Annotated in this window: 16 protein-coding genes; 10 read left to right on the top strand and 6 right to left on the bottom strand. The window is 44.4% G+C overall.

Annotated features, from left to right (window positions below):
* The first annotated feature begins 61 nt into the window (after positions 1 to 61).
* Positions 62 to 745 carry an OmpA family protein gene (locus JMX83_RS12890; protein ID WP_201602496.1) on the top strand — a complete coding sequence of 228 codons (684 nt, stop codon included), beginning with the start codon at positions 62 to 64 and terminating at the stop codon, positions 743 to 745.
* 34 nt (positions 746 to 779) lie between these two features.
* On the opposite strand, the gene JMX83_RS12885 is transcribed toward JMX83_RS12890, so the two are convergent.
* Entirely contained in the window at positions 780 to 1,691 is a 912-nt protein-coding gene (locus tag JMX83_RS12885) for a lysine exporter LysO family protein (protein ID WP_201602494.1), read from the bottom strand.
* Positions 1,692 to 1,900: 209 nt separating this feature from the next.
* Between JMX83_RS12885 and JMX83_RS12880 the strand changes: the two genes are divergently transcribed.
* Genes JMX83_RS12880 through JMX83_RS12870 form a run of 3 tightly spaced genes read left to right on the top strand, consistent with a single transcriptional unit; the run spans position 1,901 to position 6,624 of the window.
* Entirely contained in the window at positions 1,901 to 4,606 is a 2,706-nt protein-coding gene (locus tag JMX83_RS12880) for an alpha/beta fold hydrolase (protein WP_201602491.1), read from the top strand.
* A 3-nt stretch (positions 4,607 to 4,609) separates the two neighbouring features.
* Entirely contained in the window at positions 4,610 to 5,800 is a 1,191-nt protein-coding gene (locus JMX83_RS12875; protein ID WP_201602489.1) for a patatin-like phospholipase family protein, read from the top strand.
* A complete protein-coding gene (locus tag JMX83_RS12870; RefSeq protein WP_201602487.1) occupies positions 5,797 to 6,624 on the top strand; it encodes an SDR family NAD(P)-dependent oxidoreductase in 828 nt (275 codons plus the stop codon). Before JMX83_RS12875 ends, JMX83_RS12870 begins: the two co-directional genes overlap by 4 nt.
* A 26-nt stretch (positions 6,625 to 6,650) precedes the next feature.
* Here the strand turns inward: JMX83_RS12870 and JMX83_RS12865 are convergent, their stop codons facing one another.
* The 3 genes from JMX83_RS12865 to nadA all read right to left on the bottom strand — a co-directional run bounded on the left by JMX83_RS12865 (position 6,651) and on the right by nadA (position 10,740).
* Positions 6,651 to 7,544, bottom strand: a complete 894-nt coding sequence (locus JMX83_RS12865; RefSeq protein ID WP_201602485.1) for a phosphatidate cytidylyltransferase — start codon at positions 7,542 to 7,544, stop codon at positions 6,651 to 6,653.
* Between the two features lie 99 nt (positions 7,545 to 7,643).
* Complete coding sequence (nadB, locus tag JMX83_RS12860) at positions 7,644 to 9,518, bottom strand: L-aspartate oxidase (RefSeq protein ID WP_406947640.1); 1,875 nt, start codon at positions 9,516 to 9,518, stop codon at positions 7,644 to 7,646.
* 82 nt (positions 9,519 to 9,600) lie between these two features.
* Positions 9,601 to 10,740, bottom strand: a complete 1,140-nt coding sequence (gene nadA / locus JMX83_RS12855) for a quinolinate synthase NadA (protein ID WP_201602481.1) — start codon at positions 10,738 to 10,740, stop codon at positions 9,601 to 9,603.
* Positions 10,741 to 11,108: 368 nt separating this feature from the next.
* Between nadA and JMX83_RS12850 the strand changes: the two genes are divergently transcribed.
* The 3 genes from JMX83_RS12850 (at position 11,109) to JMX83_RS12840 (ending at position 14,052) form a co-directional block, all read left to right on the top strand.
* Positions 11,109 to 12,140: an NUDIX hydrolase gene (locus JMX83_RS12850; RefSeq protein ID WP_201602479.1), complete on the top strand. Its 1,032-nt coding sequence runs from the start codon at positions 11,109 to 11,111 to the stop codon at positions 12,138 to 12,140.
* Between the two features lie 189 nt (positions 12,141 to 12,329).
* A complete protein-coding gene (gene nadC / locus JMX83_RS12845; RefSeq protein WP_201602476.1) occupies positions 12,330 to 13,190 on the top strand; it encodes a carboxylating nicotinate-nucleotide diphosphorylase in 861 nt (286 codons plus the stop codon).
* A gap of 220 nt (positions 13,191 to 13,410) precedes the next feature.
* Positions 13,411 to 14,052, top strand: a complete 642-nt coding sequence (locus JMX83_RS12840; RefSeq protein WP_201602473.1) for a MarC family protein — start codon at positions 13,411 to 13,413, stop codon at positions 14,050 to 14,052.
* A gap of 75 nt (positions 14,053 to 14,127) precedes the next feature.
* Here the strand turns inward: JMX83_RS12840 and JMX83_RS12835 are convergent, their stop codons facing one another.
* The gene (locus JMX83_RS12835) at positions 14,128 to 14,730 is read right to left on the bottom strand and encodes a LysE/ArgO family amino acid transporter (RefSeq protein ID WP_201602470.1); all 603 of its coding nucleotides are present in this window, start codon (positions 14,728 to 14,730) and stop codon (positions 14,128 to 14,130) included.
* A gap of 179 nt (positions 14,731 to 14,909) precedes the next feature.
* On the opposite strand from JMX83_RS12835, the gene JMX83_RS12830 reads away from it, so the two are divergent.
* The 3 genes from JMX83_RS12830 (at position 14,910) to JMX83_RS12820 (ending at position 17,151) form a co-directional block, all read left to right on the top strand.
* On the top strand, positions 14,910 to 15,659 hold the full coding sequence (locus JMX83_RS12830) for a hypothetical protein (RefSeq protein WP_201602520.1): 750 nt from the start codon (positions 14,910 to 14,912) through the stop codon (positions 15,657 to 15,659).
* A gap of 218 nt (positions 15,660 to 15,877) precedes the next feature.
* Positions 15,878 to 16,546 carry a hypothetical protein gene (locus JMX83_RS12825; protein WP_201602468.1) on the top strand — a complete coding sequence of 223 codons (669 nt, stop codon included), beginning with the start codon at positions 15,878 to 15,880 and terminating at the stop codon, positions 16,544 to 16,546.
* A gap of 53 nt (positions 16,547 to 16,599) precedes the next feature.
* On the top strand, positions 16,600 to 17,151 hold the full coding sequence (locus tag JMX83_RS12820; protein WP_201602466.1) for a hypothetical protein: 552 nt from the start codon (positions 16,600 to 16,602) through the stop codon (positions 17,149 to 17,151).
* Positions 17,152 to 17,291: 140 nt separating this feature from the next.
* Here JMX83_RS12820 and rluB read toward each other — a convergent pair whose 3' ends face one another.
* The gene (gene rluB / locus JMX83_RS12815) at positions 17,292 to 18,218 is read right to left on the bottom strand and encodes a 23S rRNA pseudouridine(2605) synthase RluB (RefSeq protein WP_201602464.1); all 927 of its coding nucleotides are present in this window, start codon (positions 18,216 to 18,218) and stop codon (positions 17,292 to 17,294) included.
* Between the last annotated feature and the right edge of the window lie 401 nt (positions 18,219 to 18,619).

The following is an 18,619-nucleotide window of genomic DNA, read 5'->3' as shown; positions in this document are numbered from 1 at the left end:
TCGATAAGTATCGATGTAGTGTAGATGAAGCGTGGCATTTAAAAATGTTTAGAGAGTAAAAATGATAACCAAACCCTATAATGCTTTGCTATTCGCAGCAGCCTTAACGCTAGCTGGCTGCCAAACTGCCACAACTATACCGCCTCAATATGAAAATATTAGGACGATGCAAGCAGATAGCGATTTAGATGGAGACGGCGTACTTGATGCGATAGATGAATGCCCTGAAACGCTGTCTTATAGCGTCGTTGATGCAAAAGGCTGTACGGTGGTAATTGGAGGCGATGCACTCGAAATGTCATTTGCTGGGTTTTTCCCGCACATGAGCAGCCAGTTATCTAATAGTTATACTCTTGAGTTTGGAAAAATAGAAGAAAAACTCAGTGAGTATCCGGAAGCTACAGTATTTATTTTTGGTCATACTGCCTCAAGTGAGCGTGATGAAGCGGCCGTTACGCACTTTGGCAGCGACATGCTAGCGCGTAATCGAGCACTTATCGTCAAAAATATGCTGGTATTAGACCATGGTATTGCGGCCGAGCGTATTCACACTTATGACTGCTCAAATAAAATTTTAGCCACAGATAACGATTTTTCAGACCGCAATGTGAATAATATTGAGGCTAAACAAAGCCGTATTACTTTAATGGCAAGCTCTGAAGTTCATGACTTGAATAACTTCAAATATATATCTTACGAGCAGCTGTATGAAAAATATGCCCAGCAGTGCAAACCATTTGCATAACTGTATTGCTAGAGACTTGACTCAATTAACCAAATTACCCAAGTGCCGAAAAGAACACCATCAGTACTGGCGAGACAATATTAATCAAAAAGCCAAAACTAATCGCCAGTGGCACAACTTTTAGACCACCAGATTGTTGAATAATAGGCAAGGTAAAATCCAAACTGGTTGCACCGCCAAGCCCTACCGCAGCAGAAGGATATTTGCGCATAAATACAGGAATGAATAGCAGCGCAAAGAACTCCCGTACCAAATCATTAAATAGCGCGACACTGCCCCATACCGCGCCGTAAGTATCGGTCATGACAATCGCGGATAGCGAATACCAACCAAACCCTGATGCCATTGCCAAGCCTTTCGTCCATGACACATCTGAGAACAGTAAAGCAAACACAAGCCCACCAACCAACACCGACAGCGTAAAAATAACGCTCATCTCGACGCCGCGTTTGTTGAGCATGACTTCTTTTAATGTAATGCCTGAACCCTTTAAGCCAATACCGACCAGCAAAATCAAAATCATCAGCATGACGGTCATAGAGTTTTCAGGTGGCATATAATCAGCGGGTAAGAAGTAACCAATTACCATTCCAATCACCACGCAAACGACCTGTGCTAAGCTACCTCGAATACTGACACGATGCTCTTTGGATTTGACGCTTGGTTTTTTGGCATGCCATGGTCGTACGCGGTCAAATACCATAAGTGCAAACAATCCTGTGCCAATCGTCAATATAGATAAGACGGTCACGTACAATGCAATTTCGCCAACTTGGTTACCCAGCCCTTCTACCTGTGATAGCTCAATACCAATCAGTGCCAAGATAAGGTATACCAGATAAGACAAGCCTTTATCGGCAAGTTTGGTCATGGTTGGGTTAGAGGGAATGGCAAAGCCAATAAACATTGGCATCAAGACCAAAACGAGGGTAATTAAGCTTTGCATGGTGAGCGGCTCGCAGCATTTTTAACAAGATATTTTAAGAAGCTTGCGATTGTAGCATATCAGCTTAGTAATACTGACATGGGCAACGAGGATGTATAGAAAATTATCAGGCGTTGATTGTCGATTAGTAATAGGTTAAGGCGCTATAATTCTTTACCAAACAAAATTTTATTGATACATTAAGGCACTGATAATATTTGGCTAGCATTATGTCGCTATACCAGCTCAAATCTCACTTTCAAGATCAGCTTCGCCCGATAAGTAATGCGCTGGTTGAGCAAAATATTACTGCCAATCAAGTGACAGTATCTGCTGTACTATTAAGCGTGGGTACGGCATATATGATTGCCAAGCTTGCTGTCGAAAAACAAAGATTATGGCTCTTATTACCATCTTCATTATTTGTACGTATGGCACTCAATGCCATCGACGGTATGATGGCGCGTGAACATAATCAAGCATCAACGCTAGGCGCAATACTGAACGAAGTAGGTGATATCGTTGCTGATACGGCGTTGCTAGCGAGTCTGTTACCTCATGTCGCTGACCAGAAAAGTGATGCGTCAGCAATCAGTTTATCAACTCATCAACATACAAATAATCAGCAGCACATTTTTAGTTTGATCGCGCTTAGTATCAGTATCGAATTGTTGGGTATAGCCAGTAGTGCAGTTTTAGGCAGTCGCGCCAATCAAGGGCCTTTGGGTAAAAGCGACCGTGCTTTTGTGCTGGGTACGCTTGGTGCGGTTATGGGTATCAAAACGCCACTATGTATAAAAGCATCATGGTCTCCTATCCGAGTCAGTCAACTGCTTATACTGACAGAGATTATGTTGCTAAAGACTTGCCTCAATCGACTGCGCTATATGGCAGCGTTATACTTGATGCGTAACCCGCCTTCGTGTCGGTCAGACAAATTAGCTCCTCTTATGATCTGCCATAACGATTCTATTCAAACTGATACCTTATCTACTGACGGCTCTGTCTCTAACTTTTCTATGTCAAATTCTGCTACTCAAGCTTCCTTTTTGGAGTCCAAAACAATGCCATCTATTTCTGAAAATACCAAAGATACCTCAAAGGATATGAACGACGAGGCTTATTTTTCTGAGAAGATCATCAATGGCGAAAGTTGTTATAACGCTTACGATGGTACGGCTATTTATTATCGTTATTGGCTAACGATACCTTTGGAGGCGATAAAAGAAGCCAGTCGGCCACTACGCCAAGTTATTTTATTACATCGAGGTCATGAGCATTCGGGGCGATTGGCAGAACTAGGAGAGCAGTTTGCAAAAGCGGGCTATCAAGTATTTGCTTGGGATGCGCGCGGCAATGGTCGCTCAGGCGGTATCAAAGATCATGCTGAGAGTGTCACGGAGCTTGAGCGCGATTTAGACGGTTTTGTGCAACTGGTCATGGGACAAACTGGCATCGCTATCGAAGACACGCTGATTGTCGGCAGTAGTATTGGCGCGGTATTGGCAGCAGCATGGGTACACGATTATGCACCTAATATTCGCGGGATGATATTGGGCACGCCTGCGCTCAGTATTCGCTTATATTTGCCTTTTGCCATACCGTCATTAAAAGTGGCGCGTACACTAGGTCTGATGTCACGTGTCAGCAGCTATGTCAAAGCACAAGTTTTGACCCATGATAAAGACGCGCAGCAAGCCTATAATGCGGATCCGTTAATCTCTAATAGTATCTCGACTGACTTGCTCATCGACACTCATTCGACGGGTCAGCGCTTGCTCGATGATGCAGGTGCCATTACCGTACCGACGTTTGTCTTATGCGCGGGTAAGGATTATGTGGTCGATAAGCAGGCTGAGCGGGCATTTTATGAAGCGATTAATACCCCGACGAAACGCTGGCAGTTATATCCAGATAGCTATCATGCGATTTTTCATGAAACCAATAAAGCCGACGTATTCGCAGACTGTATTGAGTTTGCCGAGCAGGTATTTAGCACACCAGTACAAGCGCCTGATTTGAGTACCGCTCATTTAAACAGCGCCAGTAAAGATAAAGTGGATCGTTTGGCGATTAAACCATTCAATCCAAACTTTGCGATTACTCGTTTTGCCATGCAGAAATTTGGTCATGTCAGTGCTGCGATTGCCACAGGGCTTGAGCATGGGTTTGATTCTGGTCATTCATTGGATCATGTCTATTACAATCAGCCCAGCGGTCAGAACAAATTTGGACAGGCAGTCGATAAATTTTATTTAAATAATATTGGCTGGCAGGGCATTCGTATTCGTCGTGAGCATATATTAGAATTGGCACGCTTAGCACTTGCAGATATCGAAGATAAAAATCAAAGCAGCAATAAATCATACCAACCAAAAATGTTAGATATTGCGAGTGGACATGGTTTTTATGCATTTGATCTACTGACAGAGTTTGCAGATTTGCATGCTGAGCTACGTGATTATGAGATGCATAATATCGAAGCACTGCAAGCAAAAGCAGAGCAACTAGCAATGGTTGGTAAGGTAGTGACAAGCAAAAAAGATGCCTTTGATCCCGCCAGTTATACTAATATACGAACGAAAGATGCCAGTACGGATACGACAGCCTTCGATATCGCTATCGCTTCTGGGTTGTTTGAACTGTTCTCTGACAATACATTACCAGCGACGGCATTAGCCGGTATTTATGACAGTCTAAAAGCCGGTGGATACTTGATTTATACCAATCAACCTTGGCACCCTGAGCAGGAGTTCATCAGTAAAACATTGAACAATCATCGCGGTAGCAGTTGGGTCATGCGATGTCGCTCGCAAGCGGAAATGGATCAACTGGTTGATCATGCAGGCTTTAAGAAAGTCAAGATGCGTATCGATCGCTTTGGTATTTTTACCGTGTCATTAGCGATTAAAACTGCACAAACTAATAATGAGTGATAGATGAATAATGAGCGGGTCAAGCCTTACGAGCGTGTGCAGCTTTTTTCAGGCGGTGGCTCACGCTTTGGCTATTATTTGGGTAGCTATGCAGCCTTAGTGTCTCATGACTTAGCGCCAGATATTATCGTCGGTACTTGCGGCGGGAGTTTATCTGCTTATTTGGTTCATCTAGCGCCTGATCCTAAGCACTTACAGGAACTCATGAGCAGTCGCGAATTGTATCGTGCGATCACAGCGATTAGGCATGTTGCATCAGAGGAAGCCAATAGACGTCTAAAGCTGCGCTATATGACGAGCGCACTTAAACGTTGGCGGTTATCAAAGTTGCGAGACAATGGACAACGTCAGCAGCAAACAGACAGCTACGAGCGACTATTAGAGGAGCTACAGCAGTTGGCGATGTTTCGTATCGATAACGAGGCAGAGTGGCTCGATGAGTTGTCGCAGTTTGCTACTAGCAAAAACGATAATGGCGCTGTTCATAAAACGTCACCAGAAATAGCTATCATTGCTAGCCGCCTGTATCAAGCGCCTGCTGCTGATTCGTTTAATGCAAGACCCACACTGCAAGAGTTATTGTTTGTGCCGCCGCGCTTAGCCAATTTGTCAAATTCAGTATCAAGTCTGGTCGACGAGCAAATGACGTCACCTGCGCACACCTTTGCAAACAGACGCATACACCCGTCTGTAAAGGTAGAAATACAATGGGATTTTGCCTCAGTGGTTCGCGCTTCTATGGCTGATATGTATTATCTACCGCCCACTCATATCACAGAGCTTGGCTGGTGTTTGGGCGGCGTGATTAATCTTACACCGATCGAGCTGGCTTGTCAGTTGGCTGAGACAGTATTTGCCGAGACCAAAGCCGGGTATGACTCATGGCTTGCTGCCCCAGCGATTCAGCGTGTTTTTGGCTTTGATCCCAATAAGCGTTTGGCACAAGTACATGGTTATCAATCAATAAAAGAGCCATCGCATACTACTAGTAAAAACCGTCAGCTACATTGGCTGCCATTCGCAGATAACGCGCAGCAACTGGTAGGGCAAAATGTGCAAAAGCGTTTTAACCTAAAACAAATGACCGTTGAGCTAATACATTGTGACTATGACGGCTTTGTGCAGCAAATGCAGGCGCAATGGCAGTACGGCTACCAACGTACAACCGATTACATACAGCAGCATGGCCTATGAAACCTGCTAAGTTATCTAGCCATATGAACAACACGCCACATATTATTGTCATTGGTGGTACAAGTGGTCTTGGCTTGGCATTGGCGTTGCATCATCAAGCGCTTGGCTGGCAAGTGAGCGTTGTAGGAAGTACTGCGGCAAAGATAGCCGATATCAACAGCCAATATCCTATGATCGTGACCTATGCATGCGACTTGACCGATCAGGATCAGACACAAGCGTTGTTGGACAGTTTGTCGGGTATTATATTTCAAAGGCTTATCTATAGTGCTGGCAGTTATACTAATGAGCGTATCCATCAGTTGAACCAAGCTGACAGCGATCAAATGCTAGCGATTAATTTGCAGGCATTTGAGCAGATTTTTAGATGGGCAAGCAGTCAATTAAAGCAGCGGTTAAAACAATCACATCAGGCGTTGGATTTGACTAAAAATAGCAGACTTAGCCTTATCTGTATTGCTTCTATCGCAGGGACAATGGATTATCCTTATGCCAGTCTATATGCAAAAAGCAAACGCGCAATGATTGCGACTGCCAGCGCGTATCGAGCGGCACTTGCTCCTTATGATATTCAAGTGAATGCCATTGCCTCAGGCTATATCGACACCCAAGGGTTACGCGACTTAAATAACGGTGATGCCAGTCATAAGCCATTTATCATGAGTACGCAAACAGCAGTCAGTCATGTTATGCAAGCGATTGATGATGATGTAGAGCTGGCAATATTTCCACGCTCGATGCGATATATCACGAGTATTTTAAATCATTTACCTAAGCCTATACTCAATTGGCTATTACACAGCAAATTGGATAAAACCAGATAATGCTGCTATCCGTACTGTGATTATAGTTAACCAAGCAGCCAGTAAAATACGGTAAATAGCGGGACACCGATGAGCAAACTGTCTATCCTATCTAATACGCCGCCATGTCCAGCGAGCATGGTTCCAGTATCTTTTACCCCATGCTGACGTTTAAACGCTGATTCTAATAAATCGCCAAAGATACCACCTACCGCCAAGCCATAGGCCGCTAACAGACAGACCCAACCGTTAAAAGGGGTAAGCCAAAGCCCCAATAATGCTGCCAATATCGCTGCAAAAAAACTGCCAAAGACAGCACCTTCAATGCTTTTATTGGGGCTAATCGTTGGAGCGAGTCCTCGTTGAAACAGTCTACGTCCCAGCAATCGCCCGCATAGATATTGGGCAATATCGTTGAACTGACTGGCAAATAGTACGAAGAGCAATACACCGTATTGTTCGCGTTGCCACGTCAATTGCTGTAAGGCGATCAGGCTAACTATTAGGGAGGCAAAGACAACGCTGAATAGCAAATCTAAAAAGTTAAGCCGCGTATAGTTTTGCGTAGCGTCCAAGGAGGCATTAGAACATCGTAAAGAGTCTGGCTGCAAACCGCGTGCTCGGAGTTTTTGAATGAGGGTTTCTCTACTGCGCAGACACCACAGGCGTTTGATCTCATAGCCACCGCGTAAACCGATTAAGATAAAGAATAAAACAATCAGCCATTGATAGGGGTGCGCTTGATAATTGGAGTTTTGGTTGTCATTCGCTATCTTTGCAATCACATAACACGTGCATAGCGTCGCTAACATCAGCCACCAAGAGCGCGCAATTAAGTATATCTTCGGTAAACGTTTGCGTAGATAAGGGATGGCAAGTGCGCCCCAAACCAAACTGACGACCATCATCAGGGCAATCACAAACAAAATATCAGAAGCCATACCTTTAACACTCAGATAGAAGAGGATATTTAGAGCCTATCTGTAATGATAGCTTAAATACCTCTTTAACTATAGAGTTAGATACTGCTTTTAGTAGACTTAAGTGCTTTCTATAATAGGCACGCGCATTCTCTCTTCTTCTATGATATTAATGAATGATTCAAGTGTGGATTTTTTTAGCGACTCAACCACACTCGTCCGCGGAGTGTCTGCTAGGTTCGGGTAGTCATGACGATAATGCCCGCCGCGACTTTCAACGCGTTGATAGGCAGACTGAATAATTAAAGTCGCTAATTCAAGCTGCCTAGCTAATTGAAAATATGCCAGCTCATTTATGCTCGTAGGGCTGTCATTTTTAATGATATCTGGTTGTCCAAGCTCAGTACTGGCAAGCGAATCTTGCCACTTTTGTATTTGGGTTAGTGCCTGCTCTAATTGACTGGCGCTACGGGTGATACCCATATTTGCCGTCATGAGTGCTTTTAGTTCTGAGGTTATGTTTGTGACATCTGTTTTTGCGAGATTAGTATCAGTGCTGAATCGTTTGTTGGTATTATCACGCTTGGGTTCTGCAAGTATAAAGGCAGGTAAGATTATAGGCTGCGTATTTGTAAGAATTGGCACTGACCAAAACTCAATCGCTGATTGAGTTACGCTACTATAAACGTCGTTATCGATCTCTTCTAAGTGTTCTAAATACTGAGGCAAGTGGTCTGCAATATTACGACCAACCACCACACACTCTAATAATGAGTTGCTTGCTAAGCGGTTCGCCCCGTGTAGCCCTGTATGAGCGACCTCACCAGCCGCATAAAGTCCTGGTACATCCGTCAATCCATTGGCATCAGTCACCACACCGCCACAACTATAATGCGCAGTCGGGGCGACTGGAATAGGATCTGTCGTGATATCAATCCCAAGCGTTAATAGCGTTTGGTAAATCTGCGGGAAATGCGCTTTTATAAAGTCAGCAGGCAAGTGACTGACATCAAGATGTACATAACCCAGTCCATTGCTATCAATCTGCGCGGCTATCGCCCGAGCGACGATATCGCGCGGTGCTAATTCAGCACGGGCGTCCACGTCCAACATAAAGCGGACACCAGTTTGCGGACAATATAACCGTCCCCCTTCACCGCGCAGTGCTTCAGATATCAAAAAGCTGCTGTCATCTAGCGCTAAGCCTGTTGGATGAAACTGAATGAACTCCAAATTGGCCAAGCGGCAACCTGCTTGCCATGCCATCATCACGCCATCACCGACGCAGACGTTCGGCGCGCTGGCACGCTTGAATAATTGACCCAATCCACCACTAGCCAGTACGACTGCACGACTATGAAAGGTAAGCTGACGTTCATTGATATGATCAAAGACAAGCGCCCCTCGGCAATGCTTAGCATCGCTATTATCTGTAAAAAAAGGCTGACTGCTCGCTATAGGCTGTGTCAATAACTTAAGCGCTTCATGATAGGGTAGTACAGTGATATTGGTTGCCGCTTGCGCTTTGATGGTCAATGCATCCATCACATGTCGCCCCGTCGCATCGTCTGCATGGGCGACGCGTCTACAGCCGTGACCGCCTTCTTTTGTTAAATGCAAATCGCTGGTCTGTAACTGAGGGAAGTCCTGTGCGTTTGTATTATCCAAAGCGTTAGGTGAGTTCTGCGTAAAAGGGACACCTTGCGCGCATAGCCATTGAACCGCTTGCTGTCCTGCACCCAAGATACTGGCAGTATTATCAGGTGTACAAAGCCCTGCACCAGCTACTAGGGTATCAGCAACATGGTCAGACACAGAGTCATCTTTGTCTAAGCTGGCAGCAATACCGCCTTGGGCATAGTGACTTGAGCAAACCTCAAGCGCCGCTTTACTCAAAACCGTGATATTCAGTGACTTCGGTAGCGATAACGCCGTGCTCAAGCCTGCCAGTCCAGCACCAATGATAAGGACGTCAGTGTTTATGATATGGCTCATGCGACTACTCCTATAGTTATCAGGAATACGGTTATCAGGAATGGTGGTGCGGGTATAGTTGGCTGAGTGCAGCTTACTCATGCTAGGCTGCCCCAACATTGGCAAACAATGCACGGTCTTGGACGATATCGCCACTGGCCGCCACGCGTTGCTTTTGTGATTCAGCAAAATCAAGCATGCGTTGCAAAGGTTTTCTAGCGGCGGCGGCAAGCTCAGGCGTCATTAGTACCTCACCGCTATTATTTGTTAGGCATTGCTCGATACCTTTTAGGCCATTCATCGCCATCCAAGGACAAAAGGCACAGCTCTTACAGCTCGCACTTTCACCAGCGGTAGGCGCTGCCAAAAAGCGTTTGTTCGGCGAGCGTTTTTGCATTTCATGCAATATGCCCAAGTCAGTTGCAACGATAAAGGTGTCGGCATCCATCTCATACGTTGATTGTAATAGTTTACTGGTCGATCCGACGACATCAGCGAGTGCCACCACGCTATCGGGCGACTCAGGATGTACCAAGACTTTGGCTTCTGGGTATTCGGCTTTTAATTGCAGCAATTCAGTGGCTTTGAACTCATTATGTACAAGGCAAGAACCCTGCCACAGCAACATATCTGCACCCGTCTCACGAGCGATGTATTTACCCAAATGACGGTCAGGCCCCCAAATGATCGGCTCACCTTTCGCATGCAAATGACGGACGATGTCAATACCGACAGATGAGGTCACGACCCAATCGGCGCGTGCTTTCACCGCTGCACTGGTATTGGCGTAGACGACGACGGTACGCTCAGGGTGGGCATCACAAAATGCTGAAAACTCATCAGCAGGACAACCCAAATCGAGCGAACACTCCGCTTCTAAATCTGGCATAAGGACGGTTTTTTCCATACTTAGAATCTTTGCCGATTCGCCCATAAAGCGCACACCAGCCACGACTAGGGTTTGAGCACTATGGGCTTGTCCAAATCGTGCCATCTCGAGTGAATCACCGACACAGCCACCTGTCGCAAGTGCTAAGTCTTGAATAAAAGGGTCAACGTAGTAATGTGCCACCAGTACCGCGTTATTATCTTTTAATAATTTTTTGATATTTTCTTCAACCACAATGCGTTCAGCACGAGGCAAGTCTGCTGGCATTTTTGCTCTGGCATATTCGATATTCATCTGAGTGGCGATGCGATTGTCGGTACTCATAATGGGTGCGTCGTAAGGATAAATTTTCATAATGGCAACCTCTGTTGGCGCTATATTGATAAATGGGTGTACTAAAACAAGATATTTGACGACATAAAGTCAATTCGTTGTTTTAATTATGCTCATTTTGAGCATAAATACAAGTATTTTTTGTATATTTGCTGATTAAGTGCATCTATTTTCATTACCTATGAGTTAGCCAAATGGTCTTTATTTTTAGCTTGTCTTTATACAGAAGCTAACGTTTAGCTATTGATTTTGATGTTTTACGATTACAACGCCAGACTATGATATTTCAAGATTCACGTTATACTGTTTTAGATTTGAGGCGTACCATCATTATCAGCCTTGATATCCCTTTTATGATATTTTAAAGAGACAGGATAATCCCCAAAACTATGACGTTGTCTTATTCACATGCGCACCAGCAAGGTAGCGGCACAACAGAAGTGGTCGCCGTGTTGGTCGCGATTACCGATCATATCGCTCGTGTCCTAACCGTTGACCAAGGCAAGCTGCTACCAAATGGGCCGCTTATGCCATTACATCGCTCGCTACAGGCAGGCGTGCGTCAATGGGTAGAAGAGCAGACGCAGCAGCCGCTCGGATATTTGGAGCAGTTATATACCTTTGTTGATACCAATAGACGTAACATTGACGGTCATGCGCTCGTCTATGTTAGCTATTTGGGCCTAGTGCAAGAGACGCAAACGCAGGCGCTTCAAAGTAAAGCGCTGTGGCGAGATTGGTATGATTATTTCCCATGGGAGAACCATCTAGATGGTATGCCTAGTATCATTATGGATTTTATCATCCCTGTGCTATTGGAGTGGGCAAGTACCGCTGAAGACTCAATTATCGAGCAACGTAGGCGTCAACGCATTGGTCTGTGCTGGGGACTAAGCGAAGGGTTTTTGACAGATAGCGAGTTCATAGAAACTGAGTCAGTTGTCGATAAGACTGATGAAAGCAGAGAATGGATCGCAGAGCATGTGCTGCTACGCTACGAGATGCTGTATGAGGCAGGACTGATACCTGAAGCGCCTAATTATCCACCCAATTACCAAACGGTTGAGCTGCCAAGCGACTGGTCTCAGCGTATCGGCATACCAATGTATTACGATCATCGCCGTGTGATTGCCACTGCTATTTCAAGACTGCGCGCCAAGATTGAATATCGACCGCTTATCTTTGGATTGATACCTGACGTGTTTACTTTATCGCAGTTACAGCATAGTGTTGAGGCATTATCAGGCATACGCTTGCACAAACAAAATTTTCGGCGTTTGCTTGAATCACAGAATCTCGTGACGGAGACAGGAGAGAGTAGTAATGCTCAGCGTGGTCGCCCTGCCAAGCTCTATCGTTTTCGTCATGATATCGAGCTACAAAGCTTATTGATGGACAGTAAACTTCCTAAGCGCAAATAGTGACTACTAACAAATACAGCTAGGTCAATTTCATATAGAAATCGAATTGCTTAATAAAAAATTTGTCACCTCTCCTTGCAGGACCGTTAACTTTACGCTATATTTATGCTCATTTTGAGTTTAAATATTTAGACGTTTTTATTCATATCATGTCTATTTATCCATATTATGCCTACATAAGGGTCAAACATGACAATTGAAAAAGAGCCAGCATTGGATGACGTATTGCTTAAACCCTTGATAGAAGATGCGCTAGCGGAAGATTTGGGCAGGCGTGGTGATGTCACCTCGCAAGCCACTATCCCAGCAGATATGCAAGCACAATTACAAATTAAGGCGCGGCAATCAGGCGTGATATGCGGTATGGATTTGGCGCGTTTATCTTTTGCCTTAGTTGATGCAAAAATTGAGTTTTTGGCTCAAGTGCAGGATGGCGAAACAGTCGCCGCTGGTGCCGTATTGGCTACTGTAAAAGGTAATGCACGCCATCTGCTAACAGCAGAACGTACAGCATTGAACTTCATGACACATCTTAGCGGTATTGCGACAGCGACCCGCCAGATCGTCGATAGCGTGGCGCAATATCCGGCACAAATTACTTGTACGCGTAAAACTATCCCAGGTCTGCGTATTGTACAAAAATACGCGGTACGCTGCGGTGGCGGTCGCAATCATCGTTTGGGCTTGGACGATGCGATCTTAATCAAAGACAATCATATCGCCATTGCCGGTGATATAAAGACGGCTATTGAGCAAGCACAACATTTTGCTGGGCATCTGATTCCTATCGAGGTTGAAGTAGATACACTAGAGCAATTAGAGCAGGCATTAGAGGCGGGTGTGAGTTTGGTATTGCTAGACAATATGTCGCCAGAAGTCTTATCGCAAGCGGTTGCCATGTGTAAAGGTCGCGCAAAGACTGAAGCATCTGGTGGTATTACACCAGAAACGGTACAAGCAGCCGCCAGTACGGGAGTCGATTTTATCGCGATGGGCTACCTAACACACAGTACTACTGCCTTGGATATCGGCTTAGATTTTAGTGCATAGGCCATCAATTATTTCAGCTTCATCTGAGCCGCAGCTTTTTATATTCGCTGCATTTCTCGCCAAGATGACATAGGAGAGTAACCGAGCAAAGTTAATGATTTAACTCGCTTATCTGCCTATGTTACAATGCTATTATGAATTGCCTATTGGGTCATCGTCGCACTCGCACGATGGCCTTATCTTTTTGCACCAGTGGTATCAATAGACAAGCGAGCGCTCAGTGAATACTGAAATTATCAAGATAATCCTAGCCTTTATGGTATTGATCAATCCATTTAGCGCATTGACGTTGTTCTTGGATTTGACTCGCGGCTATTCGATGAACAATCGACGCAAAGTTGCGCGCGTCGCTTGTTTGACCATTTTTATCACCATCAGTTTTTTTACGGTGGCGGGTGAGACCTTACTAAAAGCACTAGGTATTTCTATTGGCTCGTTTCAGCTGGCTGGTGGTATATTGGTGTTCTTGATTTCACTAAATATGATGAACGGTGAAGGTAATCCTGTTAAGCCTGATCAAGAGAACTTCGATGTCGACCACGTGCAAGATGCACCGCCGACGATGGCCTCAGCAGTGGTCCCTCTTGCGATACCGATGATGATTGGACCAGGTGGTATTTCTACAGTTATTATTTATTCATCGCAAGTCTCAGGAATTTTGCAGGTATCTGCCATCATCATTGCTGGTCTCTTCATTAGTCTATTTTGCTATCTGGCATTGATGGCAGCTGGTCGTATCAGTCGCTTGTTGGGTGATACTGGTCTGAATATTATGAGCCGAATCATGGGTATGCTATTGGCAGCCGTGTCTATCGAGATTATCGTTAGCGGTTTGCGCACACTGTTTCCTGCTTTAATCTAAGCTATTTATTCTGTCTCTAATATTGAGCGCTGAAAATCCTCTTAATTTATCTAGATTTAACGCCTAATGTTGTATTTAGCTTTGGTATAAATGCCAAGCCAGATACAACATCAGCAATCCTACCAACGCATCCAGTATATTCCATGCTTTTGGCTTCGCAAATAGAGGTCTCAGCAAGCGTGCGCCATAGCCTAGGGCAAAGAAGAAAAAGAAAGAGGCGCAAATTGCCCCAACGGCGAAGGTGAGTTTGCTACTCGCGCCTGTTGAAACCATCCCAACGAGCACCAATGTATCTAAGTAGACATGTGGATTTAGCCAAGTGAAACCAAAGCAGAGTAGTAGCGCTTTTTTTAAGCTGGTTACTACTTGTCCATCAACGTTTAAAGCATGTGATACGCGTACGCTGGCATACAGACTCTGTAAGCCGTAGCCTAATAAAAATAAAACGCCTGCTATTTTTGCGATATCTACCACATGTGGATAGCGTGCGGTGACCGCACCAAATCCGCCAACGCCCGCTGATATTAACAGCGCATCGCTTACCGCACAAAACAGACAAACAAAAAATATGTGCTCACGTTTAAGACCTTGTTTGAGTACAAAGGCATTTTGTGAGCCGATGGCAATGATGAGTGATAATCCAAGCAGGAAACCAGAGATATAATCGGGAGCATTCATAACAAGGCGCTTAGCATTTAAGAAGTGAGCGGAGAGAGTAGGAATGTTGACACTTTGCGTACTGGCAGGTCAGCAAAAACCTGTTAAGATACGCTATTGAATGAATGTATGCAATACGAGCACAATGTGTGTGCACTGGATGAGGGGCAGAGCAAGTCATGGTAGTCAGTTTGACAAGAATGCTAAAGTCATTTGGGCAAGCTCAAGATGACCTACCAACGTTAGCTGCCAACAATGCGCAGGAGATGGGTGTTAATCATAGTTTAAATGACAATAGTGATAATGTCGATATTCATCATAATAATGACGGCACTCAATTAAATCACGAGCGTGCTGCACTAACGCCGCCTGAGCGGGTAGACCGTATACGTGATGCACTAGCGCAAGTGAACGACATTCGCTCATCAACCCCGTTGACTGATCGCTATTTATCCAATCGTGCTCACATACGCCCGACCAACAGACCACCTTTTGACCCCGATACTTTATGGTATCTCAAACATGGACGTTGTCCGATTATGACTGAGCTTGTTGATGTGGTCGATGAGGCCACCCTAAATGCGATGCCTATCGAAGCCGTTGCGATATTAGATCGTATCAACGGTAAGCTAAAACGCTATCGTGAGTGGAGTAGTGAGCTAAACGAGCAACAGCAGCAGCAACATAATGAGCGCCAGTTTGTCATTGACAAGCTCGTGTCCGAAAGTATCCCTGAAGCGCTACATCATTATGAGCAGCTACAGCGCTTTAGTCCACACCGCACCAAAAACAATATGGTACAAGGTAAAATGACCGCAGGCGATATGCTGACAGATTTGTTTTTAGAAATCGATTATGAGCTTGATGAGCTATTGGATGAGCTGCATCAAACCGTTTTAAATCGTCTTGCCTCAACCCATCGTTACGTCAAGAGCCGCACGCAAAGCTAGTAGCTTTAGTGTTTTCTTGGTAAAAATAAATGAGTGTCCAAAAACATAACAGACTCAATGTATAACAATATAAGGCTTTAATAGAGCCTTATTTTTTTGTTTAATAAAAGCAGTGCTAAGCAATAAAGTTGACGACACCAAAATCGCCTAGCTTAAAATACTGATTAAAATAATAAGAAATTTGCCAAATTATTCTGTCAAACAATAAGGACAACCCGATGACCCAAGTGACTGCTATGTTAGTGATGTTTGTACTATACGGAGTGCTGCCGGCCGCTGGGTTATATCTGGGGTATCGTGGTATTAAGAAAGTTACCGCACCCAAAATGCTTGAGTATAAAGCCATGCCACAACTAGGCTATATACCTGAAAAAAGCCTACCCGTTGAAGTCAAAACTGCACTCGACCAAATCAATCAAAAAGGTGAGAAGCTACGTGTCATCTATGGTGATACCAATAATGACGGTAAAATTGATGATAAAGACACCATCAATGAAACTTATATTATGATCCAAAATTTGATGGATAAGCACATCCCGCAAGCCGTGGCAGACTATCGCCGCTTGCATGACCTAGATGTGGCGGATGGCGCGCGCGCTGATACCACCAAAATCAGACATTCAGACGTCACTGGTAAACAAGCATTGTTAGAGGTACTTAAGACGATCAATACCCAGTTCGATGATCTACTCAATGCCTCATACCATCAAGATGGGCAAAAGCTGCTTGCGACCAATCGCTATCTGCAAACACGTTTTGATCATCCAAATATGGATTCAACAGTGCAGCCGTTGAGTAATCTTAGTAAGAAAACAGAGGCTATTGAGTCACCTACTTCGAGTAGCACGGATGTGAAAAATCCAGTAGCAGAAGATATTAAACGCTAAGTGCCAGCGATGAATAGTCATATATAGAATTGAGTGATAAGTAGCGAGCAGTTATGAGTATATTAATAGGTATTGGCATCGTAACAACCGTCACGACCTTTTATTTGGGTAAAAAAGGCTGGCATGCATTGCACAAAGCAGTTGGTATCACCCCAGGTGTGCTCACCTATCAAGATGATCATGCGCCATTGTTACTGGCTACGTTAAGTTGGCAACAGCTTAACTTGAATAAAAAGTACTTAAAAAGCTTGCCAGATCAGCAGCTACGGCAACTACAACGCATAGATAACAAAGTGAGTAGCTATCAAGCTTATCAGGCAGCATTACAAGCTCAACATAAAACGCCTGCTATAACAGAACAGCAGTTTGTATTGAACAAAATGCTGCAAACTCGGCTACCTGAAATGCTAGCCAGTCACTACCAATTAACAAATATGCATGTCACTAGTGAGAATAGTGAAAAGAGGTTAGAGGCTAGTGAGTTATTGCACAGTGTTTTAGATAATATCGAACAGCGTTTGGATAGACTACTGGCACAAATGGACGAGGAGCAGCTAAAAGAGCTGCGAGTCATGAAGCATTATATTAATAGCCACGACAGCTGAGCCGTTATTTTTGTATTGAGTAACTGTGACGCCTGTAAAAAAGACACAAAAAAAGCGGTCAAGGATGAATAGTCATTGACCGCTTTTTTATGTTTGTTCTAAACCTATCAAAAACTTAGAATAATGTTAAATATACTTAACTAGCGCTTATCATTGCGGTCACGGGTATTACGCGTGCCGCGGCTGGCAGGGCTAGCACTGCTTTTAGGCTTCGCGCTGCTGTTGCGATTGTCGTTACGAGTGTCCGTACGACGTGCTTTAAGCGGCTTGTTTCTGATACGCTCTTGCTTTTCTTTGGCCGCGCCATGTAGACCTGTGCCATAACGTGGGCGTAAGCTCACCAAATCGGTCAATGTATTGATTTCTTTTTTATCAAGCTCTAAGAAACGGCCTGTACGTAACTCTTTTGGTAAGGCAATTGTACCGTAGCGTGTACGCAATAGGCGGCTAACTTTCAGACCTTGTGACTCAAACAAACGGCGTACCTCACGGTTACGGCCTTCTTTGAGCTGGACGTGATACCACTTATTAACGCCTTCACCGCCGCCCTCTTTGATATCGTCAAACTGTGCCATGCCATCTTCTAACATGACACCAGCAGTCAAAGTGCGGGCGATATCGGGAGTTACTTCACCCAACACACGAACGGCATATTCACGCGTCACTTCGCTAGAAGGATGCATTAGGCGATGCGCCATCTCACCATCATTGGTAAACAATAGCAAGCCAGTTGAATTGATATCCAAGCGTCCAACCATGACCCAGCGATCATGAGTGAGCTTTGGCAAGCGCTCAAATACAGTCGGACGACCTTCTGGATCCTTGGCTGAGCAGACTTCACCTTCAGGCTTGTAATAAGCGATCACTCGGCGACGCTTCTCATTTTCGGCAGTATATTTGATCTGACGACCATCCACACGAATCTCATCGCCTGGCGTGACACGGTCACCAATCGTTGCTGGACCGTTATTAACAGATACGCGACCTGCTTTAATCACTTCTTCCATTTGGCGACGTGAACCAAGTCCCATACGGGCTAGTGCTTTCTGTAATTTTTCATCTTTCATGTTAATGTCCTTGAGTCGGTGGGTTTACATTTCTCAATGTATAAAATTAGAGCGGCTATTCTACGCTATTTTAACAAAATTAGCACGCAAACGCATGCTTACTACTGATAGTAATTCAAGCTAAAGCATACCTAGCAGATAAAAGTTTGTCAGATATGCGCATGATATACGAGATAAGTCGTCAATGAATCATTGCAACAAGCAATTTTTAGATAACAAATACTTACGCTTTGATAGCGACAAAAGGAGGAAAAGCTCAATAATTGTTTAATGTTATTCAGAGTATAAATGGTGAATTTTTGCCAGCGATATTTGTGAATGACTGTGAATAACATATTTGGGTTAATGGCTAACTAATTATAACTACAGTCTAAAACTACTATATTTTTTTATAAAAATAC

The organism is Psychrobacter piscatorii (assembly GCF_904846415.1).
Lineage (GTDB): Bacteria > Pseudomonadota > Gammaproteobacteria > Pseudomonadales > Moraxellaceae > Psychrobacter > Psychrobacter piscatorii.
Note: the sequence above shows the minus strand (reverse complement) of the source record. Positions and strands in the feature narration are given on the sequence as shown.